Below are 24,709 nucleotides of genomic sequence, written 5' to 3'. Positions count from 1 at the left end.
TCATCACTTCATGAAAACTCCTACTCTCCTCCTCGCTCTCGCCGCGCTCGCCAGCACGGCTGTCGCCCAAATCAAGATTGGCGAATACGCTTCGCTCACCGGCAAGGAAGCCGGTTTCGGCCAAACCTCGCACCATGGCGTCGTCCTCGCGCTTGAAGAAATCAACGCCGCCGGTGGCGTCCTCGGCCAGAAGCTCGAACTCGCTTACGAAGACAACCAGACGAAAGCCGGCGAATCCGCCACCGCAGCGAAAAAACTAATTTCCCGCGACAAAGTCGTCGCCCTCATCGGCGAAGTTTCCTCCGGTCGCTCGCTCGAAGCCGCGCCGATCGCGCAACAAGCCAAGATTCCGATGATCGCGCCCGCCGCGACCAATCCGAAAGTCACGCAAACCGGCAACTACATCTTCCGCGTCTGCTTTATCGATCCGTTCCAAGGCACGGTGATGGCCAAATTCGCCAAGGAAGATTTGAAGGCCAGGAAAGTCGCGATCCTCTCCAGCGTCTCGAACGCCTACAGCCTCGGCCTCGCGAAATTCTTTAAGGAAACCTTCACTGCCGGCGGCGGCGCCATCGCGACCGAGAAAAACTTCTCCGAAGGCGACAAGGATTTCCGCGCTCAGCTCACCGCCGTCAAAGCCTCCGGCGCTGACGCGATTTTCGTGCCCGGTTACTACACCGAGTCCGCGCTCATTATCCGCCAGGCCCGCGATCTGGGGATCACGGCGCCGTTCTTCGGTGGCGACGGTTGGGAAGACGAACAACTCCTGAAGATCGGCGGCGAAGCGCTGAACGGCTGCTATTACTCCACCCATTTCTCGGCTGAAAACACCGACCCGGTCGTAGCGGAATTCGCGAAGAAATACAAAGCCCGCTGGAACGGCGAAGTCCCCGGTGCGTTCTCCGCGCTCGGTTACGATGCCGTTTATGTGCTCGCTGACGCCATCAAACGCGCCGGCACCACCGACAGCGCCAAACTCCGCGACGCCCTCGCGGCCACGAAAGATTTCCCCGGCGTCAGCGGCAAGACCACCATCGACAAGGAGCGCAACGCCTCCAAGGCCGCGACGATCATCAAAATCGAAGGCGGCAAGGCGAAGTTCCACAAGACGGTCGCCCCATGAGTCTCCTTTCTCTTCCGCGCCGCCTTTTGAGCGGCGCGGTTTTGTTTCCGCTCCTCGCGTTTGCCGCCGAGCCCATTCGCATCGGCGAAATCGGCCCGCTCACCGGCAAGGAAGCCGCGTTCGGCCAGCAAGCCCACCGCGGCATCCTCATGGCGATCGACGAGATCAACGCCAAGGGCGGCGTGCTCGGCCGCCCGCTCGCCGTCGTCGCCGAGGACAACCAATCCAAGCCCGGCGACTCCGCCACCGTCGCGAAGAAACTGGTGAGCCGCGAAAAGGTCGTCGCGCTCGTCTGCACCGGCACGTCGTCCAACACGCTCGAAGTCGCCCCGCTCGCCCAAAACTCGAAAATCCCGCTCGTCGCCACGACTGCCACCGCGCCCGAAGTCACCGCCGGCCGCAGCTACGTGTTCCGCTCGTGCTTCATCGACCCATTTCAGGGCAACGTCCTCGCGAAATTCTCCATCGATTCGCTCAAGAAAAAGCGCGTTGCGATTCTCACCTCGGTTTCTTCGTCGTATAGCGTAGGTCTTTCCAAAGTATTCCGCGACCGCCTCGCCGCCCTCGGTGGCGAAATCGCGGTCGAGCAAAAATACTCCGAAGGCGACAAGGATTTCCGCGCCCAACTCACCGCGATCCGCGCCGCCAAGCCCGACGCCATCGCCGTGACGGGTTTCTACACCGAAGCTGCGCTGATCTGCAAACAAGCGCGCGATCTCGGCCTGAACGTCCCGATCTTCGGCGGCGACGGCTGGGAAGCGCCCGAACTGATCGAAATCGGCGGCAAGGCCGTCGAAGGCACGTATTACGCCAGCCATTATTCCTCCGCGAGCACCGCGCCCGAAGTGCAGGAGTTCGTGAAAAAATACCGCGAACGCTTCAGCGAGACGCCTGATTCCATGGCGCCGCTCGCCTATGATGCCGTGAAAATCATTGCCGAAGCCATCGCCCGCGCTGGCACGACCGAAGGCCCGAAACTCCGCGACGCCCTTGCGGCCACGAAGGATTTTCCCGGCGTCACGGGCAAGACCACCATCGACAAAGACCGCAACGCCTCGAAGCCCGCCGTCATGCTCATCGTCAAAGACGGCCGCCCGCAATTTATCGAAACCATCGAACCATGATTCCCGCCGCTCCTCGTCTGCTTCTCGCCCTCGCCGCGCTCGCGCTCGTGCCGTTCACGCGCGCCGCCAACGAAGACCCGATCAAAATCGGCCAATACGGCGCGTTCAGCGGCAAGGAAGCCGCGTTCGGCGTCTCCGCGCGCAAAGGCGTGATGCTCGCCTTCGACGAAGCCAACGCCAAGGGCGGCGTGCTCGGTCGTAAACTCGAATTGATCAGCGAGGACAACCAATCCAAAGCCAGCGAGTCGGCGACCATCGCCAAGAAGTTTGTTTCCCGCGACAAAGTCGTCGCCGTCCTCGGTGGCAACCCCTCAAGCAATTCTCTCGAAGCTGCGCCCGTGTTGCAGAACGCGAAGATTCCGATGATCGCGATTTCGTCGACCAACCCGCGCGTCACCGAAGTCGGCAATTACATTTTCCGCGTCTGCTTCATCGATCCGTTTCAAGGCGCGGTGCTGGCCAAATTTGCCAAGGACACGCTCAAAGCCAAACGCGTCGCCATCATCACATCGGTCAGCAACGCTTACAGCGTCGGCATCTCGAAAGTCTTCCGCGAAAAATTCACCGCTGCCGGCGGCGAGATCGCGATCGAGCAACGCCACAGCGAAGGCGACAAAGACTTCCGCGCCCAACTCACCGCGATCAAAGCTGCGGGCGTGGACGCGATTTTTCATTCCAGTAACTACACGGAAGGCGCGCTCATTTGCATTCAAGCCCGCCAACTCGGTTTCACCGGCCCGCTCTTCGGCGGCGACGCGTGGGAAGCCCCGCAACTCATCGAAATCGGCGGCAAAGCCGTCGAAGGCACGTATTACTCCACGCACGGTTCCCCCGAATCCACCGCGCCGGAAGTGCAGGGTTTCGTGAAAAAATTCCAAGCCCGCTGGAACGGCGAGACGCCCGACAGCATCGCCGCCCTCGGCTACGATGCGGCGATGTTGCTGTTCGATTCCTTGAAACGCGCCGGCACGACCGATAGCGCCGCGCTCCGCGCCGCCATCGGCCAGACCACTGATTTCCCCGGCGTCACCGGCAAGATCACGATCGACGAACACCGCAACGCCACGAAATCCGCGGTGATTCTCACGGTGAAGAATGGACGCTTTGAATACGTCGAGACGATCGATCCATGAGCGGGCGCAACGCCCGGAGTTGAAAGGTGAAAGTTGAAGGTTGAAAGATTAGGAGCGGAAAATCCCGTATGTTTAATTTCGAGAAATTGCAGGTTTGGCAGAAGAGTATCGCACTCGCCGGGCAAGTTTACGCCCTCACCAAAACGTTTCCGATTGATGAGCGTTTTGGCCTGACCAATCAGATGCGCCGCGCGGCAGTATCGATTTCCTCGAATATCGCGGAAGGCTGCTCACGTGAATCAAAGGCTGATTTCAGCCGTTTCATCGGTATCGCGACCGGCTCAGCGTTTGAGCTTGTTTCTCAAGCCCGCATCGCCCGCGACCAAGAACTGCTTTCTCCGACGGCCCACGATCTGCTTTATCGGGATTCGCTAGAGATCGTTCGTATGCTCACAGGCTTGCGCGATTCCTTGAAGGAATAAAGGCTTTCAACTTTCAACTTTCAGCTTTCAACTCTGGTTCCCTTTGTCCGAATTTCTCCAGCAACTTCTTAACGGCCTTTCGCTTGGTGCGATTTACGCGCTCATCGCGCTGGGCTACACGATGGTTTACGGCGTCCTGCGCTTCATCAATTTCGCGCACTCCGACGTCTTCATGGTCGGCTCGTTTATCGGCTACTACGCCGGCCAGCATTTGCCTGAAAACACGATTTGGGGCGGCATCCTGGTCTTGTTGATCGCGATGATCGGTTGCGCGTTGCTCGGCATGTTTATCGAACGCTTCGCGTATCGCCCGTTGCGCGGCGCGGCGACGTTGAACGTCCTCATCACGGCCATCGGCGTTTCGCTCCTCCTCGAATATTCCGGCCAGGTTTTCTTCGGCGCGACGCCGCGCACGTTCCCCGCGGTGTTTCCTTCGACGAATTTCACGCTCGGTGATCTCGTTATCTCATCCAACCAGATCCTCGTCATCGTGGTCACCACGCTGCTGATGCTCGGCCTGCAGTTTATCGTTTACCGGACGAAGATCGGCACGGCGATGCGCGCGGTTTCACTCAATCCGAAAGCCGCGCAGCTCGTCGGCGTGAACAACAATGTCGTCATCTCGTTCACCTTCGGCCTCGGTTCCGCGCTCGCGGGCGCGGGCGGCATTTTATACGCGCTGAATTATCCGTCGATCGATCCGCTCATGGGCGTGATGCCCGGCCTCAAGGCGTTCGTCGCCGCCGTCCTCGGCGGCATCGGCAATATCCCAGGCGCAGCGCTCGGCGGCTTGTTGCTCGGCACGGTGGAAACGTTTGTCAACGGCAGCCAGTGGTCGACCTACAAGGACGCCATCGCGTTCGCGATTCTCATCATCATCCTGTTGTTCCGTCCGGCGGGGCTGTTGGGCAAGTTCACGGTCGAAAAAGTCTAAGCCATGCCGCGCCCGCATATTTATCTGCTCCTTGGTTTGCTCGCGGCCTACGGATTCTCGCATTTCTCCGACCGCATCGACCCGTATCACCTCGATGTGATGATCGGCATCGGCATCAACATCATCCTCGCCGTCTCGCTTAATCTCGTAAACGGCTACACGGGCCAGTTCTCGCTCGGCCACGCCGGCTTCATGGCGGTCGGCGCTTACCTCGCCGCCGCAGTCTCAATTTTTGCCGGCCCTTCCTTTCTCGGCGAAGAAGGCGGGACGGCGCTGCAACAAGGCATCCTTTTCCTCGCGGCGCTGCTCGCGGGCGGACTGGGCGCTGCGTTCGCGGGACTCGTGGTAGGCGTGCCCTCGTTGCGCTTGAAAGGCGACTACCTCGCACTCGTGACGCTGGGCTTCGGCGAAATCATCCGCGTGATTTTTCAAAACGTCGAAGTTCTCGGCGGCGCGCTGGGCCTCAACGGCATTCCTCCTTACACAACGCCGTTCTGGGTGCTGGCCTTTGTGGCACTCAGCGTCTTCACCGTCACCTGCCTCGTAAATTCTACTTACGGGCGTGGCTTCCTCGCCACGCACGATGACGAAGTGGCTTCGGAAGCGGTCGGTCTCAACACGACGCGCTACAAGATCGTGGCGTTCGTCATCGGCGCATTTTTCGCCGGCGCGGCGGGCGGACTTTACGGACACTTCAAGATGACCATCACGCCGACTGGCTTCGATTTCACGAAAAGCATCGAGATCGTCGTCATGGTGATTCTTGGCGGCATGGGCAACACGGTCGGCGTGATCCTCGCCGCGATCTTGCTTACGCTCCTGCCCGAAGTCCTGCGCCCCATCGCGGAATACCGCATGATTATTTACTCCCTGCTCCTCATCGTCCTGATGATCGTCCGTCCGCAAGGCCTGTTTAATTTCAAGTTCGGTAAATCGAAGTCCTGATGGCCGCTCTCCTCCAACTCGACAAACTCACGATCAAGTTCGGCGGTCTCACCGCGGTGAACGCCGTCGATTTCTCGGTCGGCGAAGGCGAACTCTGCGGCCTCATCGGCCCGAACGGCGCGGGCAAAACCACCGTCTTCAATTTGATGACCGGCGTTTACCAACCGACGTCCGGCGCGGTGCTGTTAAACGGCAAACCCATCGCCGGCCACCGCGTCAACGAGATCGTCGAACTCGGCATCGCACGCACGTTTCAGAACATCCGCCTGTTCGGTTCGCTCTCGGTGTTCGATAACGTCCGCGTCGCGTGCAATCTCCACCGCGGCACCGCGCCGATTCAGGCGTTGATCCGCATGAAAGGTTTCCGCGAAGACGAGGCCGCCATCGCGAAACGCGTCGAGGAGTTGCTCGATATTTTCAACCTCCGCCGTTTCCGCGACGCGCCCGCGAAGAGCCTCCCTTACGGCGAACAACGTCGCCTCGAAATCGTGCGCTGCCTCGCGACGAAACCAAAGCTGCTTCTCCTGGACGAACCGGCCGCCGGGATGAATCCCGTCGAGAAAATCGATCTCATTCGCCTCATCCAACAGGTGCAAAAACAGTTCGGCCTCACGATCCTGCTCGTGGAACACTCGATGAAGGTCGTCATGGGTGTGTGCCAGCGCATCGCCGTGCTGGATTACGGCGTAAAAATCGCCGAGGGCACGCCCGCCGAAATCCAAGCCAACCCGAAAGTCATCGAAGCCTACCTCGGCGAAGATCACAGCACGTCCCTTTCGCATCACTAACTTTGAACCGCTAATTCACGCTCATCGGCGCTAATGACCACCTCCGCTACGTTTCCCAATTAGCGTCCATTAGCGAAAATCAGCGGTTAATCCGAATGCTCTCCGTAAAAAATCTCGAAGTCTGCTACGGCGCCATCAGCGCATTGGGCGACGTGTCGTTCGACATCGCCGCCGGCCGCATTGTCACGCTCATCGGCGCCAACGGCGCAGGCAAGACCACCACGCTGCGCACGATCTCCGGACTCCTTCGTGCGAAGCGCGGCAGCATTCACTTCAAGGGCGAAGACATTTCAAAACTTCAGCCGCACTTGATCGTCGCGCGCGGACTTTGCCACGTGCCGGAAGGCCGCATGGTGTTTTCCAATCTCACCGTCGACGAAAACCTCGCGATGGGCGCCTACCTGAAAACCGACAAGGCCAAGATCGCGCAAAACCGCGACTACGTCTTCAGCATTTTTCCGCGCCTCAAGGAACGTCTCACGCAAGCCGCCGGCACGCTCTCAGGCGGCGAGCAGCAAATGCTCGCCATCGGTCGCGCACTCATGGGCGAACCCACGTTGCTGATGCTCGACGAACCGTCACTCGGCATCGCCCCGAAGCTCATCAGCACTATTTTCGAGAAGATCGTGGAGATTAACAAAACCCAAGGCATCACGATCCTGCTCGTCGAGCAGAACGCCAATCTCGCCCTCGAAATTTCCCACGACGCCTACGTCCTGGAAACCGGCCGCGTCGTCATGCAAGGCGCCTCCGCCGAACTCCGCGCCAACCCCGAACTCAAAGCCGCCTACCTCGGCGGTTAAGGCCGAGCGATTGCGGTAGGGCCTGACCTCCGGGCAGGCAGCGACCCTTCCTGCGATGAAGGTAGGGGCCGTTATCCCTAACGGCCCTTGGAATGTAGCGCAGGTCTAACAGGACGGTTAGGGATAACCGCCGCTACCTTAAGACCGCCGACTGCTGCGTTCTTCATTTTCTCCGCATCGTTTCCCGTTTTCCGCTGTCTCATCAAAACGATGAACACCGAGGAAACGATCGTGTGGAAAGGCTCACCGTCCCAATGGACGAATTTTGGGACGTATTTGCTGTGCCTGATTCTGGCCGCCGGGATCGTGGCCGCGTATTTTCTGACGGCGATTGGCCCACTGGTTCTCGCCGGCCTCGCCGTCCCCGTGCTCTGGGCGCTCGGCGTTTCACTCGGCACCCGTTTCAACACTTACGAAATCACCACGGAACGCATCATCGTCACCACCGGCGTCCTGACGCGCCGACGCACCGAACTCGAACTCTACCGCGTGCGCGACTATCAAACCATCGAGCCGTTTGCATTGCGTTTGGTCGGTCGTGGCAATCTTCAGCTCGTCACGTCAGACCGCACCACGCCCTCGCTTTTCCTCCACGCCGTGCCCGATGTGATCGCTTTGAAAGACAAAATCCGCGCCAACACCGAGACCATGCGGCACCGGCGCGGCGTGCGCGACCTTGAGATCAATCCGGCACCGGATGTGCCGCCGTTGAATTCAAACTGAACGAAATTCCGACACTTGTCGTTCGGCTCAAGTTGCCGCGTGATACTCCGCATCATGGTGTCCCCTCGTTCTCTTTTCGCCGCTCTATTCGTTGCGTTAGCTAGTATCACCCTTTGCGCCCAAGAAACGCCGTTGTCGTGGCCCGAGATCACGCGTGAAAACAAACCGTGGACGCGTTGGTGGTGGCCCGGCAGTGCGGTCGATGAACTCAACCTCACGCGCCAGCTCGAACAATTTTCCACCGCCGGTTTGGGCGGCGTTGAAATCACGCCCATTTACGGCGCGGTCGGCGCTGAAGAACGTTACCTGAATTTTCTTTCGCCACAGTGGATGGCGGCGCTCGAACACACTGGGCGGAAAGCGCGCGACCTTGGTCTCGGCATCGACATGGCCACCGGCACCGGCTGGCCGTTCGGCGGCCCGTGGGTCAACGAAGCTGACGGCTCGCAAAAACTCGTCCTCACTAACGAGCGGCTCAGCGGCACGCCCACCAAGATGATGGTCAAACGCGCCGCGCCCGGCAACGTCGGCCTCGTCGTCGATCCTTATTCTACCGCCGCACTTGAGCGTTACCTACTGCCGTTCAGCGCCGCGTTCGCGAAATTCCCCACGGAACTTATCCGCGGACAATTCCACGATTCCTTCGAATATTACGGCGCGGAATGGACGCCGAATTTGCCCGCCATTTTTCAACAGATGCACGGCTACGATGTGCAGACTTTCGCCGGCGAGCTCAAAGGCGGCAAAGCCACCGATCCCGACACCCTCGCGCGCGTGCGCAGCGATTACCGCGAGACGCTCGCGAAGTTGCATCTCGATTATCTGAAAACCTGGATCACCTGGTCACATGGCCACGGCTTCATCGTGCGCAACCAATCGCACGGCGCGCCCGCTAACCTGCTCGATCTCTACGGAGCCGTCGACGTGCCCGAGACCGAATCCTACGGCTCCACGCCTTTTCCGATTCCCGGATTGCGCCGCGAAAAAAGTGATTTCCGTCCCGACCTCGACATCCCGGAACCGCTCGTCATGCGCATGGCTTCGTCCGCCGCACACGTCATGGGTCGCCCGCTTGCTTCGAGCGAAACCTGCACGTGGTTGCGCGAACATTGGAAAGAGGCCCTTGCCTTCACGAAGCCCGAGATCGACCGCCTCTTCGTCAACGGCATCAACCACATCTTTTACCACGGCAGCGTGTATTCGCCGCAAGACGCCGCGTGGCCCGGCTGGCTTTTCTACGCATCCACGCAGTTCAACCCGAACAACACCTGGTGGGACGACTTCAGCGCACTCAACACCTACGTCGCCCGCGTGCAATCGATTCTCCAGCGCGGCAAGCCCGACAATGAATTCCTAATCTACTGGCCGATTGCCGATGTCTGGGCTGAGCCGAAAACCCCGCTCATGCATCAACTCGGCGTGCACGACGTAAAATGGCTCACCGAGAAAACCACGGGCCAGCTCGCGCAAAAACTCATCGATCTCGGTTACAGCTTCGACTTCATCTCCGACGCCCAACTCCAGGAAACGAAAGCCGACGGTAACACGGTCACCACGCCCGGCGCACGCTACAAAGCGATCCTCGTCCCCGCGGCGCAACGCATGCCGCTTGCGACGCTCCAGCGTCTCGCGCAACTCGCCCGCGACGGTGCCACGGTGATTTTCGAAGCTTTGCCGCAAGACGTCCCGGGCTACGGTCGCCTCGCCGAACGCCGCGCCGAGTTTCAAAAAATCCTCGCCGAACCCGCGCTGCGCTCCCGCGTGCATCGCGACGTGATCGAAACCCTCACCGTGCTCGGCTTCCCGCGCGAACGCGCCACCGACAGCGGCATCAGTTTCATTCGTCGCGTCACTGACGTCGGCCACGATTATTTTTTCACCAACCTCTCCGACCGCACCGTCGATCGTTGGGTCACCCTCGGCGTGCCCGCCCGTTCGGCGGCGCTGCTTGATCCGCTTAGCGGTAACGTTGGCGTCGTGCCGCTCGGCAGCGCAGAAAACGGCTGCGCCCAAGTCTATCTCCAACTCGCACCCGGCGAGTCTTTGATCCTGCGCACCGCCCGCGAAGCCGCTGCGAGTAATCTCCCTGCATGGGCCTACCGCGAACGCGACGGCGAAGCCCTTACTTTGTCAGGCCAGTGGATGATCACCTTCCTCAAAGGCGGCCCCGAACTTCCGCCGGCGCTGCATACCGACGCACTCAAGTCATGGACCGAACTCGGCGGCGACGAAGCGAAACGTTTCGCCGGCACCGCGCGTTACACGTTGGAGTTCGACGCCCCCACCCCGAAAGCCGATGACTGGCTCCTCGATCTCGGTGATGTCCGTGAAAGCGCCCGCATCAAATTAAACGGTCAGGACGTCGCCACCGCGTGGAGCGTGCCGTTCGCGGTGCGCGTCGGCGCTCACCTTAAGCCGGGCCGCAATCTCCTCGAACTTGAAGTCACCAACCTCGCCGCCAACCGCATCCGCGACATGGATCAGAAAAAGGTGAAATGGAAGATCATGAACGAAATCAATTTCGTGAACATCAACTACAAGCCCTTCGACGCCTCAGGCTGGGATTTAACCCCCTCCGGCCTCCTCGGCCCGGTGAAACTCGTCCCGCTGAAAGGGCTGAAACCGTAAAGTCGTCAGGGTGAGGTCCGACGCTTTGACGACTTGAAGAATATGAATCAATGTCTGGCGAGCTCACGTCACTTACCGTGAATGACACGTAATACGTGTCATTCGTCTTCACCAAAAACCCTGTCCGGAGGCCAGACTGCTTGCTCGCAACGTGGCGTGCGAGCGCGCCACCAACAGGGTTGCGAAGCAGTTAACTGAGTCACTACCCCATGCACACACCCCTTGATTTTTAGCCGGTGTGCGGTAGGTTGAGCGCCCCTTTTCCCCGAGGGTTCAATCACTTTAAAACCAATAACTATGTCCACCGCTACACCGCAAAAATTCGAGTTCCAGGCTGAGATCAAGCAGCTCCTCGATATCGTCATCCACTCGCTCTACACGGAGAAGGAAATCTTCGTCCGCGAACTCGTTTCCAACGCTTCCGACGCGCTTGAGAAGCTCCGCCACACGCAGCTGACCGAAAAGGATATCTTCGAGGAATCCCAGTCACTCGAAATCAGCCTCACCACCGACGACAAAGCCAAGACGCTCACGATCCAGGATTACGGCGTCGGCATGACGCGCGAAGAGCTCGTTAAAAATCTCGGCACGATTGCCCACTCCGGTTCAAAGCAGTTCCTCAAATCGCTCAGCGAAGGCGGCCAGAAAAACTCTAACCTCATCGGCCAGTTCGGCGTCGGTTTCTATTCGGCATTCATGGTCGCGAAATCGGTGAAGGTTTACTCGCACTCGTGGAAAAAAGATGAGCCCGGCCACGTCTGGTCGAGCGACGGCTCCGGCAGCTACGAAGTCGAGCAAGTCGACGGCCTCAGCCGCGGCACGAAAATTGTCATCGAGCTCAAAGACGATTGCGGCGAATACGCCACCGAAGGCCGCGTGAAAGACATTCTCGAACGCTACAGCGCGTTCGTGTCGTTCCCGATTAATCTCAACGGCAAGCACATCAACACCGTCACGGCGCTTTGGCTGCGCTCGAAAAACGAGATCAAGGAAGAGGAATACACCGAGTTCTACAAATTCCAGTCGCACGCCTACGACGAGCCCTTGATGCGCCTGCACTTCAGCGCCGACGCCCCGCTTTCGATCAACGCGCTGCTGTTCGTGCCGAAAGAAAACACGGAGAAGCTTGGTTTCTCGCGCCTTGAACCGTCGGTCTCGCTCTATTGCCGCAAAGTGCTCATCGATGCCGCGCCGAAGGATCTGCTGCCCGAGTGGCTGCGTTTCCTGAAGGGCGTCGTCGATAGCGAGGACATCCCGCTCAACATCTCGCGCGAGACGATGCAGGACAAGGCGCTCATCGAAAAATTAAACAAGGTCATCACTAAACGCTTCCTGAAATTCCTCGACGAAGAAGCCACCCAACGTCCGGAAGAGTTCGCCAAGTTCTACGCCACGTTTGGCATTTTCCTCAAGGAAGGCGCCGCGATGGATTTCACGCACAAAGATCAGCTCGTGAAGTTGCTTCGCTTCGAATCCTCGCTCACCGAGAAAACGAAGAACACGTCGCTCGCCGAATACGTCAGCCGCATGGGCTCCGAGCAGAAAGAAATTTATTACCTCGTCGGCAAGAACCGTGCGGCGATCGAAAGCGGCCCGTATCTGGAAGGCTTTAAAGCCCGCAACCTCGAGGTGCTCTTCTGCTACGAGCCCGTCGACGAATATGTGATGAACAATGTCCGCGAGTTCGACGGCAAGAAGATCATCGCCGCCGATCACGGCGACGTGAAGCTCGCCGATATTCCGAAAGCCGAAGGCGCGCTCAGCGACGACCAAGTCAAAGAGCTCACCAAATGGCTCAAAGACACCCTCGGCGATCGTGTCGCCGAAGTGAAGTCGAGCGACCGTCTCGTCGACTCGCCCGCGCTCGCGATCAACTCCGACAAATTCATGTCTGCCCACATGCGCCGCATGATGAAGGCCATGGATAAAGACGGCGCCGACACCCCGGTGAAGGTCGACCTCGAGATCAACCCGCGCGCCGCCGTGATGAAACGTCTCTACGAATCCCACACGACATCGCCCGATCGTTCGAAACTCGTCGCCGAGCAAATCCTCGACAACGCCCTCATCAGCGCCGGCCTCCTCGAAGACGCCACGCCGATGGTCGCCCGCCTCTACAAGTTACTCGAGACGGTTTAAAGCCACACGGTTTCTCGATTCAAAGTTTCGCAAGCCGGACTCACGCGAGTCCGGCTTTTATTTTTCCCGCCAAAGCGCTCAAGGGTTGCGCCAAACCGCTCGTGTCATAAGACTGGTCTGATGCTGAAATTATTCCGCACCCTTCCGCTGCTGGCGTTGTGCGCTGGTGGTTTGTTCGCCCAAAAAGCAGATGAGTCCACGACTCGGTTGCTTCGTTTTCCGGCCACGAATGGCACGGAAATCACCTTCTCCTACGCCGGCCAACTTTACACCGTTGACGCCAAGGGCGGCACGGCCCGCCGTCTCACCGATGGTCCGGGCTACGCAATTTTCCCGCGTTATTCGGCTGACGGCAAACAACTCGCCTTCACCGCCCAATACGACGGCAACACCGAGGTTTACACGATGCCCGCACAAGGCGGCACACCGAAGCGTCTCACAACCTCCGCGACACTTGATCGCGACGACATGGCGGACCGCATGGGCCCGAACAACGTCGTCATGGGCTGGCGCAATACCGCGAGCGAAGTCGTCTTTCGCTCACGCTGGCGCACGTTCAATCCGTTTATTGGCGAACTTTTCACCGTCGGGATGGATGGCGATGTGCCCGCGCAGATTCCCGTGCCACGCGGCGGTTTCGTTTCGTATTCACCCGACGACACCAAGATCGCTTACAACCGTGTCTTCCGCGAATTCCGCACGTGGAAAAATTACCGCGGCGGCATGGCGGACGACATCTGGATTTTCGACCTAAAGTCCGGCGCGCTGGAAAACATCACGAACAATCCTGCGCAGGACATCTTCCCCATGTGGGCGGCGAATGGAAAAGTTTATTTCGTTTCTGAACGGACTGGTCGCGCGAATCTTTTTAGCTACGAGCTCGCTTCAAAGAAAACCGCGCAGCTCACGAGCTTCACCGAATACGATGTGAAATTCCCCTCGCTCGGGCGCGACAGCGTGGTGTTCGAACAAGCCGGCCAGATCTGGAAACTCGACCTCGCCACCGGAAAATCTGCCGTCGTCCCGATTGTCGTGCGCGAAGACTCCGTATCCGCGAGACCGGCGCTCGTGAATGTCAGCAAATTCACCCAGAGCCTGGATCTCTCCCCCGACGCCCAGCGCGTCACCGTGGTGGCTCGCGGCGATGTGTTCACCGCACCTGCAAAAGACGGCGCGATTCGCAATCTCACGCAGTCCAACGGCGTGCATGACCGCGACGCGGTGTGGTCGCCCGATGGCAAGTCCATCGCTTATTTCTCCGACGCCACGGGCGAATTCGAAATCTACGTCCGCGCGCAAGACGGCAAAGGCGCCGCCGTGCAACTCACGAAAGACGCTGACTCTTATCCGTCGAACCTCCAATGGTCGCCCGATTCGAAAAAACTTTCATGGGCCGACCGCAAACAGCGCCTGCGTTTCGTGACGGTTGAAACGAAAGCCGTCACCACCGTCGTCGAGAATCCTGATTCGCCAGTCGCGCAATATGCGTGGGCTCCCGATTCACAATGGATCGCCTGGGTGAAACAAGCACCCTCGGCAGCCGGCAAACTGATCTTGTTCAGCATCGCCAGCGGCAAATCAATTGAAGCCACCGACGGCTGGTATGACGTCAACAGTCCAACGTTCAGCGACGACGGTAAATGGCTGCTCTTCGCTTCCTCACGCGACTTTAACCCGATCTATTCCGACACGGAATGGAATCACGCTTACCAAAACATGGAGCGCGTCTACCTGCTCGCGCTGGCGAAAGACACCGCGTCACCCTTCGCGCCGAAGAGCGACGAAGTCGCGATCGAAGAAGAAAAGAAAGACAGCGAAGCCAAGCCCGACGCGACGAAAGCCGACGCCGCCAAACCTGAAAACAAAGCTGCCGACGCCGACAAAAAACCTGCCGCGAAAAAAACTGTCGTCGTGAAAGTCGACGCCGACGGTCTCACCGAGCGCATCCTCGGCTTGCCGATCCCCGCTTCGAATTATTCGAGCATCCACATGCTCGGCGAAAAGGTTTACTACCGGCGCGTCCCCGGCGGCCCGGTCACGGGCGGCGGCGGTGGCGAAGGGTTCGGGGCCGGCCGCGCCACACGCTCGGTGCTCGCGTTCTACAACTTGAAGGAGCGCAAGGAAACCGAACTCGGAAACTTCGACGGCTTCGACATCAGCGCCAACGGCAAGAAAATGCTCATCCGCAGCGGCCGCGATTATTCGCTCATCGATTTGCCCGCCGCAAAAGTCGAATTGAAGCCGGAACAGAAACTCGACCTCAGCGGTTTGGAAATGCGTCTAAATCGTCAGGCGGAATGGACGCAGATCTTCAACGAGAGCTGGCGCCAGATGCGCGATTTTTTCTACGCGCCCAACATGCACGGCGTCGACTGGCCCGCGCAGCAGAAGAAATATGCCGCGTTGCTCCCCTCGGTTACGAACCGCAACGACCTCACCTACGTCATCGGCGAAATGATCTCCGAGCTGCATATCGGCCACGCTTACGTCGGCGTCGGCGACCGTCCGGACACGCCGAAAATCAAAACCGGTTTGCTCGGCGCCCAAGTTTCCCGCGACAAAGCCAGCCGCGCCTACCGCATCGACAAAATTCTCCACGGTGAAAATTGGCAGACCAAAACACGTTCACCGCTCACCGAGATGGGCGTGAACGTAAAGGCCGGCGACTTCATCCTCGCGGTGAACGGCAAACCCGTCAGCGAACTCGACAACCTTTACACCGCGCTCATCGGCACCGTCGGTAAACAAGTCGTGTTGCGCGTAAACGGAAAATCTTCCGACGAAGGCGCGCGCGATATCACTATCGTCCCGATCGGCGACGAAGCTCCGCTCTACTACGAGGAATTCGTGCAGAAGAACATCGATTACGTCGCCAAGAAAACGGACGGCAAAGTCGGTTACCTCCACATCCCCGACATGGGCCCGGAAGGGTTGAACGAATTCGTCCGCCGTTTCTATCCGCAGCTCTCGCGTCAGGCGCTCGTCATCGACGTGCGCGGCAATGGCGGCGGTAACGTTTCACCCATGATTATCGAACGCCTCCGCCGCGAACTCGCGATGATCAACGTCCGCCGCAACGGCACGCCCGCCGTAAATCCGGGACAAATGTTGCTCGGCCCGAAAGTGACCTTGCTCAACGAATATTCCGCGTCCGACGGTGACCTGTTCCCTTATCGTTTCCGCGAGAGTGGCCTCGGCAAACTCGTCGGCAAACGCTCGTGGGGCGGCGTCGTCGGCATCAGCGGCTCGTTGCCGTTCACCGATGGCGGCTCGCTCAACAAGCCCGAATTCGCACCTTACTCGAAAGACGGTAAGAGCTGGGTGATCGAAGGCCACGGCGTCGATCCCGACATCGTCGTCGACAACGATCCTGCGCGCGAATTCAAGGGCGAGGATCAACAACTCGACAAAGCGATCGAGGTCGTCGTCGAAGAGTTGAAGACCAAAGGCCAGGCCCTCCCGCCGCCGCCGGCGTGGCCGGTGAAGTTGGATAAGTGAGCGTAGCTCGAATTCCTTCAAGGCGCCGATTACCCTCGGCGCCTTTTTTGTGTCCGGCTACCCCCGGTTTCGCTCTGGAAATTTTGCCACTAACCAAAACGCAAGCGCGGCGCTCACTCCCGGTAAGGCAAAATCCATCCAGCGCATCCGCCAGAGCACGGTCTCGGACTGTAGGGCGGCGTTGACGACGTCGAAGCCCGTTAAGCTGAGCAACACGCCACTCAGCAAAAACGCCACCGTGCCACCGGCTTTGATCGTCCAGCCGTAGAGCGCGGCAAACATCCCGCCGTCCCGCACGCCGGTGCGACGCTCCTCGTCATCGCAGATATCCGCGACCAGCGCGGGCGTGATCGTCCACACCGCCGCGAACGCCGCTGCCAGCGTGCCAGCGGGAATGGCAAACAGCCACGGGCGCGCCGGCGTGTAACAGAACCATTTCGCCAGGTTGCCCGCAAACGCGAGGCCGAGGAAAAATAGCAGCGTCGATTTCTTGCCCCAGCGGGAGGCAATCCGGCTGACCACCGGGCCCAGCAACAGGCTGACGATTTGATAAACCATCGTCGCCGCTCCCACCAAGATCGCACCGCGCGCGAGATCACCGCCGCACACATAGTAAATTCCGATGTAGGGATTGAGGCTGCTGATGCTGAATACGCCGAGGCACATGCTCGCGATCATCGCGGCCAGGATCCGAAACGGACGGCAGCTCATCACGCGCCGGATCGAGCGGGAAAATTCCCGCCAGCCGCGCAGATGAAAGGAAGTTTCGGGGATTTTTTTTGCGCCATCGGCGACGCCGGACATTCGGGCGAATCGCGCCGAGAAAATCCCCGAGACCAGAATCAGCACGCCGAGGGAGACTCCGACCCAGCGAGTGCCTTGCGCGGGGTCGGAAAAAATATCCCAGCGTGAAGCCGCATACGCCCAGCCGATCGCAATGCCTGCGGCCGAGCCCAAGCTGAGAGAAATGGCCATCAGCCGCGTGCGCTCGTTGGGATCGGCGGTGAGTTCGAAGCCCAATGCCTGCAGCGGCACTTGCACGACAGAAAGCGCCACGTAGGTCGCGCAGGAGAATCCCAGTAACCACAGGAAATATCCCGTGGCGGTGAGATTCGGGGGAAACATCCAGATGGCCGTGAAAAAAATCGCGCCAAACACGCTGCCCACGCCGATGAAAGAACGCCGCCCCCACCGCGCCGCAAAACGGTCTGAGAGATAGCCGACGACGGGATCGGTGATCAGGTCGACGGCCCGCGGCAGGGCAAGCGCCAGACCGATGAGCACCGGATCGACGCCGAGGCCGATGTTGAACACATAATTCGCGAGCCCGCCCACGCCATACCCGAGCACACAACACGCGATGTTACCCGATCCGTAAGCGAGAAACGGAAGCCAGGGAATTCGAGTCGCGGAGGGGGCGGCGGGACTCACACGGGGAAGCTGGCATCCGGGACGATCACTCACAAGCGCGCTTGCGGCGCGCCGAAGACATCGCGGATGGCTTTCAGGTAGGCGTAGCCATGCACCGTATCCGGCTCGAGATAACTCCCCTCAGTCCACTCGTTCCAAGCATTGATACTAAGGTGCTTCACCGGAAGTTCCTGCCGGTCGAGATGCGCCTTCGCGAGTTTCAGCGCCTCCGCGAAAGCGGCCGGCGTGTTGTTGGCGATCGTCGCCATGAAGGGATAGCCGCGATTTTCAAACGCGTCCGTTTGCACGGTGCGCGGCGAAGCATCCCAGCCCATCGAGACATTCGGAAAATACGGCATGGGATAAGTGGCGGCCGTCTTTTCCCAATACGCGGTATTCTGGCGCAGCACTTCCGCATATTCAGTCTGCGGGAAATCGAGTTGCTGGGTGTGATGAATCCACACGTAGGAAGAAATACTGTCGAACCCCAGCTGGCCCAGTGTCGCCTCGGGATCGGCCACCTGTTCATCGCTGCCCACGATTTTATTCTGCCAATGGACGAGATTGAGATGCAGCCCCGGCAGGCCGGCGGAAACCGCCAGCCGCCGAAAGCAATTCAACGCGTCCGCCGTCTCAGCGATACCGCCGAGCCCCTTGATCAGATTGGGCAGATCGTAGAAGGAAAAATAGGGGCAACCGTCGATCCGCCAATAATGCGGCGATTGGAAATAGCGCTCGATCACGTGCAGCGCGATGGCGTCGAATTGCACGCGATCCACGGTGCCCTTCAGCATGACAGGGTTATTCCCATCGAGCCGCGCCGGCTGGATGTTGAGCCAGTCGTGGTTGGCCCACATCAACGCAAACTTCACCGCCGGCGCCGGCTGGATGCCGAGATAACCTTCATCGAGGCAGCGGTTGAGGAAGGGGCCGTTTTCGTAGTAATACCAATCGAAGATGAAATGACTGATGCCGTGCGCCGCAGCCGCCTCGGCCTTCCGACGCATGACGCCGGGCAGCGCTTCATCCTCGTAACCCCAGAGCGGAATCTTGGGTTGCTGGTGCCCGGCAAAGCGCGGGGTCGCCGTTTTCAAAAGATTCCACTCGGTCCACGTCCGGCCGTGCCATTGCGAGACGAGCGGATCGTGGTGATAACCGGGGAAGTAATAGACGCCTACTTGGTAGGCTGGGGCGTTCATGCGCGGATTTTTATCGGAGGGTTGGGACGATCAGAACCACACTTCGACGCTGCCAAAAATCTGGCGCGGCGGTGCGACATTGAACGTGGCGTTGATGTAACGTTCGTCGGTCAGGTTGTTGACGGTCAGGCCGAACGTCACCGCCTTGCCGAAGACGCGCGTATTGTAACGGGCGAACGCCGTCAGGTCGGTGTAACCGCCGCGCTGGTAGATGTCGGAATAATTGCTGCTCGGCAGGAAATAGCGGACGTTGCCCAGCGTGATGACTCCGCCGCCGCCGATTTCGAACCCGGTGAGCGCCCCTGTCGTAAAGCGATATTTGCCGAGAAACGTGAAGCTGTCCTTGATCGCACCGGGCAAACGAGCGCCCTGGTTCAACGCGCCGTCCTTGGTGTCGACGGCGTTAAGGTGGGCGTAGGAGAGACTGAGTTGAGTGTTCTTAAACGGCTTCACTTGGAAGCTGGCTTCGAACCCATCGCTGTCAGCCTGGCCCGCGATCAGCACGCTGTCTCCGCCGAGGATGTTACCGTTGGAATCGATGAAGTTGGTCAGGTCCGTGAAGGCGACGTTCGTTTTTTGGATCTTAAAATATGCCACCGAGCCCTCGATCATGCCGTCGCGAAAGCTCATCTTGAGGCCGACATCGAAACCGTGCGCTTTCTCCATCGGGCGCGGCGTGGAGGTGGACGACACCGTGTTACTGACAAATCCGTTGCTGCGCATGCTTTCCGAGTAGGTCGCGTAGGCGGAGATCGATTTGGTCAGCGCGTAGATGGCGCCGATCTGCGGAATGCCCTTCGATTCGCCGACGTCATTGTAACGTTGCAGGCGGTAGCCAAGCAACACGTGCAACTTCTCGTCGAAGGCCGCGAGTTGGTCGGCAACAAACAAGCTCGGGCTACCCCAGTCCGGCGGATTCGAACTCACGACCGGGTCGGTAAAAGTGAACCACGGCACGTAGGCGGCGCGATTGCCGCGTGCGAAACGCACGGAGTCCGGCGCGGTCAACGGAACGTTGGGCGCCGCGCCGCCCGACCAGGTGAAGGCCGCGTAATTCACCGGCGCCACCGAAGCGGAGAGCCCGGTCACAAGGTTGTTCTTCACGGAGCCCCAGTCGGATTTGTAGACGAAGGTCGCTTCGTAATGTTTTTGCCGGATCCGCACGGTCTCGAGCCAGTTGAGGCTGGTGACCAGCATGTCGGCCGCCACCAATTGGTTGACCGGTTTGCGTTCGAGCCCGGGCACCGTGATGAGACCCATGAATCCGCCGGTGTCGTGCATCCGGGCGCGTTCCTCGGAAAATGCTGCTTGGAAACTGAGGTTATCGCTGAAGCTGTGGTTGAAGCGGATCTCGGCGTAAATGTGTTCGCGCCGGCTGTAATCATCCGGGCCCACCTGGCCGTAATTATACCGGCCGATCAGATCATCGAATTGCGGGGGCGTGACTTGCGGGCGATGGATGTAGGCGCCCGAGATCGGATCGTTGGTATTGAAGACAAAGAAGCCGCCGCGATTCCAGGTCCCGCGATCCAGGCGATACGTGTAATCGAAAGTGAGCGAGGTGCGCGGACTGAAATTGATGGTCAGCGTGGGGTTCAGGAAAATCGCTTTCGTGCCGACGTATTTCTGGAAGGAGTCCGCTTCGGTGATCGCAGCGGGCATGCGGAACGCGATCGTCTTCTTTTCGTTGAGCGGCTGGTTCACGTCCAATTCTAGGCGATGGTAATTGTAGGAGCCGATGGTGACCTTCGCGCTCGAAAACGCCGAGGAAGTCGGCTGCTTCGTCGTGTAGTTCACGAGGCCGCCGGGTTCGACGACGCCGTAGAGAACAGCAGCGGGACCTTTGACCACTTCCACACGCTCGACGTTCACGGTGTCGGTGACGGCGTGGAAATTAATGCCGTTGCGCAGCAGCGCGATCGTGTTGAATCCGCGAATCGAAAACGATTCGGTATCATATTCGTTTTTGAAATATTGGCCCACGCCCGCCACATACCGTGCGGCGTCGGCAACGGAAACGAGGTGGGCGTCGTTGATGAACTCGCGATTGATGACGTCGATCGTCAGTGGCAGGTTTTCGAGCGGCGTCGCGATCTTCGCGCCAGAAACCGTGCTGTTCGTGCGGTAGCCGTTATTGTCGTCGGCTGCATTCACCACAAAAGGCGAGAGCACGATGGGTTCTTCTTTCGGTGCACCCGCGGGGGCGGAGGGCTCGACCGTCTGCGCGGCCAGAGGCAGGCTGGCTAAAAATGACAGCAACGCGGCTGCCAGCGGAAATCGGGAATGACGCTTCATGGGGAGATAACTTGGGGTAAGAGGACGGCTGCGGGGATGCAGCACGGGTGATGAGCCGACTCTGTGTTTCACCGGGTGACGCGTCGCAATGATTTCACGGCTGGACTGTCTAGTGCCGCAGGAAAACGCGACACCTACTTCTGCCGCGTCGGCAGACTGGGGCCGTCGCGCCAGAACCCGTCGAACAGCACGGTCTCCGGTTTGTGAGGAATGCCATGCTGGTTCCGTCGCATCTGCTCAATGAGCAGATCGATGGCGCGCGCGGATTGCGCTTCGTCCTGCGTGTCGATGCCGGCGACGGCCTTGTCTTCCTCGCGCCAGAAAAGCGTGGCGAGGCTGACATCGCCCGGCACAGCGAAGCCCGCCTTTTCGAGCAGGCGCGCCATCGTGAAATCCGCCGAGAGGATCACGTCCGGGCGGTAAGCCTTCACCCACTTTTTCAGCTCCTGAACTTCGTCGGGCGCGATGAGCAGAAAGGGAATCTGGTCGCGCCGCGGCAAGTGGCTGAGAAAAAATTGATAGGCCGCCGCCCAGCAATGCATGGTGCGCTCATGCGCGTCCGCGGTCAGCACAAGGCCGGGCCGGCGATAGCCGCGATCGGAAACCTGTTTCAAACACTCGAACAATCCCTGGTGATGATCGTGGTCCACCGCATAGAGCCGCGGCTGCACGAGCGCCCGCCCGATGACGACGCACGCGTAGGGCGAAAGATCGAGCGGAAGTTTCGCGGGCGCTTCGGGATAATTTAACACCACGATGCCCTGCGTGCCGCGTGCATCGAGGATCTGTTCGACCCGGCGCGGCAGCATGCCAGGAGCGCGAATCCAAAACTCCTCCAAGCGATAACCCAACTCCATCGCCCGGCTGGTCAGGCCGCGATGGAAGCGGCGCAGGCCGACATCAGGGTTCAACCAGTATTGCGAGGCCGGCCAGTCGGAAAGCAGCACCAACGGCGCGGTGACCTCGCCCGCCGCGCGTTTCGCGATCGCACCCATGACCTTGGCAATCGTGGGGTCGGGTTGGTAGCCGAGTTTTTTCGCCAGCGCCTTGATGCGTTTGCGCGTGACGGGCGGGATGCTTGGGTGATCGCGCAAAGCAAGCGACACCGTGGATTTGGAAAGCCCTACCTTGCGGGCGATTTCGCGGATGTTCATGGGGTGACGGCAACCGAAGTGAGGAGCACGAAGCCCCTCGCCCACGCGAAAGCCAAACGCCCTTTCGCTAAACTGTCCAGTGTGGTCAGCTTTGCCTTCAACCCGCGCGCCTCCCTGACTACGGCGTCTTAGTTGCAATCCGCCACACCCCATCGGCGGCTGCGTTCACCTCAAACCTCCCCCTGACCATGAATGGCAAATCCACGCGTTGGATCTCCGCGGGCGTGCTCGCCCTTGTTTGCTGCCTCGGTTCGTCGCTCCCGGCAGCGACCTACTACATCAACAACCTCACCGGCTCGAACAGCAACGCCGGCACCTCCACCGGCGCTCCGTGGGCCGATTTCACCCACGTCAACACGCGCACCTTTGTCGCGGGCGACCAGATCCTGCTCGCCCGCGGCGGCACGTGGAACCAGGAACTCGTATTGCGCGGTTCGGGCGCGACAGGAAATTTCATCGTCGTCGACGCCTACGGCTCCGGCAACAAACCGAAAATCCAGCGCAACAATGTCGCGAACGATCGCACCGTGAAGATGTTCGACACCTCGTTCTGGAAAGTGCGCAACCTGGAGATTTGCAACGCGGGCGACGGCATCCGCCTCAACTACACCGCCAAGGGCAACCAAAGCGTGCATTTCGAAAATCTCTACATCCATGACATCAACCTCATCGTAAACGGCTCCCCGAGTTCGACCGACAGCGTGTATTATTCGACCGGCATCGTGATCTTTTCCGATGGCCAGGCCATCCTGCCGACGACCACCACTGACTATCTCGCCAAGGACATCATCATCGATAACTGCGAAATCGCCGGCACCACCGCACCCTTCACGTTTCTCCACCGCTGGGCCGACGTCGAAAGCCCGTGGTCTTTCGCCAACTGCAAAGTGATCAACAGCTACATCCACGATTTCAAAGCGTGCTGCTCCGTGCGCGGGCTGAACAACTCCTACATCGAGGGCAACGTGTTCGCCAACGGAGCCAACATCCCCCTGCCCCAAGGCACGTGCGGTCTCTTCGTCTTCCGCGTCGATACGGTTTACATCCAGAACAACGTCATGGACACCATTCCCAACACCGGCAGCGGCGACATGACTTGGATCGATAATGAAGCTTACTGTAACAACGTCCGCGTCATCGGTAACACCATCAAGAACACCGCCGGCTCCGGGCTCCAGTTTCTCGCCATCGGCGGCGGCACCCAGCCGCCCCGCGGCAACGACGACCACAACACCCTGAACTTCGTCGACGGAAATACCTTCAGCAACAACGCGGGTGGCGCGATGCGCGTCGTCGGCTCGACGCCCGCGCTGCCCTCAGGCACCGCCAGCAACAACACCTACACCGGCGCATTTTTCATCGGCAACAGTTCCGGGTTTACACTCACCAACAACACGCTCGGCGAAACCACCGTGAACGCCGTAGTCGGACAATCGCTCGGCGCCACCCGCAACGACTTCACGGGATCGGTCGGCTTCAAATTCACCACCGGCGCCGCGCCCGTGAAAATCCTCTCGCTTGGCCGGTTCGTGGTTTCAGGCAACACCGGCAGCCACACCGTCAAACTCGTCGACGCCAGCACCAACGCCGAAGTCGCTTCCGCCACAGTCAACACCTCCGGAAAAACCGCCGGCGAGTTTGCCTACGCCACGCTCACCAGCCCCGTGACATTGAGCGCGAGCCACAGCTACTATTTGTTAAGCGCCGAAGGCATCGGCGGCGATACCTGGCACGAATACACCACGACACTGACGACCACCAGCGCCCTCACGATCACCTCTGCAGCGTATCAATATGGCGGCGCCTACTCGACCTACTCCACCGCCGGCCACGCGTATGGCCCGGTCAGTTTCCAATACGCCGTCACCGGCGGCACCAACGCCGTGACTGGGCAGAGCTTGGGCACCGCCCGCAACGACTACACCGGCTTCGTCGGGTGCAAATTTACCACCGGCGCGGCGCCGCTCAGCGTCGTGTCGCTCGGGCGTTTCGTGCGCTCCGGCAACACTGGCGTCCATACCGTCAAAATCGTCGATGCCGCCACCGGTGCCGAGGTCGCTTCCACCGCCGTCGATACAGCCGGCAAAACCGCCGGGCAATTCAGCTATGCCCCGCTCAGCAATGCCGTCGTGCTCAGCCCCAGCCGCACTTACTATCTGCTCACGCACGAGACGAACGGCGGCGATTCCTGGTATGACCATCAAACCACTGTCACCACGACGGGCGCGCTGACCGTGAACTGCGCGGAATATTACTACGGCATCTACTACTACGATTACTCGACCGCCGGCCATACGTATGGACCGGTGAGTTTCCAATATCAGTGAGTAAACGCGCAGCGGTCTCGGCCGTGGGTTAGCGGAAAAAAGCAGCGCCGTGAAAATAGCGCTG

17 protein-coding genes are annotated in these 24,709 nt (G+C 59.7%); 13 read left to right on the top strand and 4 right to left on the bottom strand.

What is annotated here, in order from left to right:
- Positions 1–10: 10 nt before the first annotated feature.
- From ACRRQW_RS10925 to ACRRQW_RS10870, 12 genes are all read left to right on the top strand, one after another.
- On the top strand, positions 11–1,123 hold the full coding sequence (locus tag ACRRQW_RS10925; protein ID WP_438481398.1) for an ABC transporter substrate-binding protein: 1,113 nt from the start codon (positions 11–13) through the stop codon (positions 1,121–1,123).
- Positions 1,120–2,247 (top strand): ABC transporter substrate-binding protein, encoded by a 1,128-nt coding sequence (locus tag ACRRQW_RS10920; RefSeq protein ID WP_438481397.1) that lies wholly within the window; start codon positions 1,120–1,122, stop codon positions 2,245–2,247. Before ACRRQW_RS10925 ends, ACRRQW_RS10920 begins: the two co-directional genes overlap by 4 nt.
- On the top strand, positions 2,244–3,380 hold the full coding sequence (locus ACRRQW_RS10915; RefSeq protein ID WP_438481396.1) for an ABC transporter substrate-binding protein: 1,137 nt from the start codon (positions 2,244–2,246) through the stop codon (positions 3,378–3,380). Before ACRRQW_RS10920 ends, ACRRQW_RS10915 begins: the two co-directional genes overlap by 4 nt.
- Positions 3,381–3,448: 68 nt before the next feature.
- Positions 3,449–3,802 carry a four helix bundle protein gene (locus ACRRQW_RS10910; protein WP_438481395.1) on the top strand — a complete coding sequence of 118 codons (354 nt, stop codon included), beginning with the start codon at positions 3,449–3,451 and terminating at the stop codon, positions 3,800–3,802.
- Between the two features lie 43 nt (positions 3,803–3,845).
- Positions 3,846–4,736: a branched-chain amino acid ABC transporter permease gene (locus tag ACRRQW_RS10905; protein ID WP_438481394.1), complete on the top strand. Its 891-nt coding sequence runs from the start codon at positions 3,846–3,848 to the stop codon at positions 4,734–4,736.
- Between the two features lie 3 nt (positions 4,737–4,739).
- Positions 4,740–5,681, top strand: a complete 942-nt coding sequence (locus tag ACRRQW_RS10900) for a branched-chain amino acid ABC transporter permease (protein ID WP_438481393.1) — start codon at positions 4,740–4,742, stop codon at positions 5,679–5,681.
- Positions 5,681–6,469: an ABC transporter ATP-binding protein gene (locus ACRRQW_RS10895; protein ID WP_438481392.1), complete on the top strand. Its 789-nt coding sequence runs from the start codon at positions 5,681–5,683 to the stop codon at positions 6,467–6,469. Before ACRRQW_RS10900 ends, ACRRQW_RS10895 begins: the two co-directional genes overlap by 1 nt.
- Before the next feature lie 95 nt (positions 6,470–6,564).
- The gene (locus ACRRQW_RS10890; RefSeq protein WP_438481391.1) at positions 6,565–7,272 is read left to right on the top strand and encodes an ABC transporter ATP-binding protein; all 708 of its coding nucleotides are present in this window, start codon (positions 6,565–6,567) and stop codon (positions 7,270–7,272) included.
- Positions 7,273–7,482: 210 nt separating this feature from the next.
- Positions 7,483–7,995, top strand: coding sequence for a PH domain-containing protein (locus ACRRQW_RS10885; RefSeq protein ID WP_438481390.1), 513 nt, complete (start codon positions 7,483–7,485; stop codon positions 7,993–7,995).
- Positions 7,996–8,049: 54 nt separating this feature from the next.
- Positions 8,050–10,623: a glycosyl hydrolase gene (locus ACRRQW_RS10880; RefSeq protein ID WP_438481389.1), complete on the top strand. Its 2,574-nt coding sequence runs from the start codon at positions 8,050–8,052 to the stop codon at positions 10,621–10,623.
- Between the two features lie 297 nt (positions 10,624–10,920).
- Positions 10,921–12,762 (top strand): molecular chaperone HtpG, encoded by a 1,842-nt coding sequence (htpG, locus tag ACRRQW_RS10875; protein ID WP_438481388.1) that lies wholly within the window; start codon positions 10,921–10,923, stop codon positions 12,760–12,762.
- 120 nt (positions 12,763–12,882) lie between these two features.
- Positions 12,883–16,260 (top strand): S41 family peptidase, encoded by a 3,378-nt coding sequence (locus ACRRQW_RS10870; RefSeq protein ID WP_438481387.1) that lies wholly within the window; start codon positions 12,883–12,885, stop codon positions 16,258–16,260.
- 57 nt (positions 16,261–16,317) lie between these two features.
- On the opposite strand, the gene ACRRQW_RS10865 is transcribed toward ACRRQW_RS10870, so the two are convergent.
- The 4 genes from ACRRQW_RS10865 to ACRRQW_RS10850 all read right to left on the bottom strand — a co-directional run bounded on the left by ACRRQW_RS10865 (position 16,318) and on the right by ACRRQW_RS10850 (position 22,318).
- Entirely contained in the window at positions 16,318–17,691 is a 1,374-nt protein-coding gene (locus tag ACRRQW_RS10865; RefSeq protein ID WP_438481386.1) for an MFS transporter, read from the bottom strand.
- Positions 17,692–17,720: 29 nt separating this feature from the next.
- Positions 17,721–18,869 (bottom strand): glycosyltransferase WbsX family protein, encoded by a 1,149-nt coding sequence (locus ACRRQW_RS10860; RefSeq protein WP_438481385.1) that lies wholly within the window; start codon positions 18,867–18,869, stop codon positions 17,721–17,723.
- 30 nt (positions 18,870–18,899) lie between these two features.
- Entirely contained in the window at positions 18,900–21,164 is a 2,265-nt protein-coding gene (locus ACRRQW_RS10855) for a TonB-dependent siderophore receptor (protein ID WP_438481384.1), read from the bottom strand.
- A 134-nt stretch (positions 21,165–21,298) separates the two neighbouring features.
- Positions 21,299–22,318 (bottom strand): LacI family DNA-binding transcriptional regulator, encoded by a 1,020-nt coding sequence (locus ACRRQW_RS10850; protein WP_438481383.1) that lies wholly within the window; start codon positions 22,316–22,318, stop codon positions 21,299–21,301.
- A gap of 188 nt (positions 22,319–22,506) precedes the next feature.
- Here ACRRQW_RS10850 and ACRRQW_RS10845 point away from each other — a divergent pair, with 188 nt between their 5' ends.
- Positions 22,507–24,645, top strand: a complete 2,139-nt coding sequence (locus ACRRQW_RS10845) for a hypothetical protein (RefSeq protein WP_438481382.1) — start codon at positions 22,507–22,509, stop codon at positions 24,643–24,645.
- Positions 24,646–24,709 lie beyond the last annotated feature (64 nt).

The organism is Oleiharenicola lentus, assembly GCF_051660365.1.
GTDB classification, from domain to species: domain Bacteria; phylum Verrucomicrobiota; class Verrucomicrobiia; order Opitutales; family Opitutaceae; genus Lacunisphaera; species Lacunisphaera lenta_A.
The sequence above is the reverse complement of the archived record's forward strand: the minus strand, read 5'-3'. Positions and strand labels throughout refer to the sequence as shown.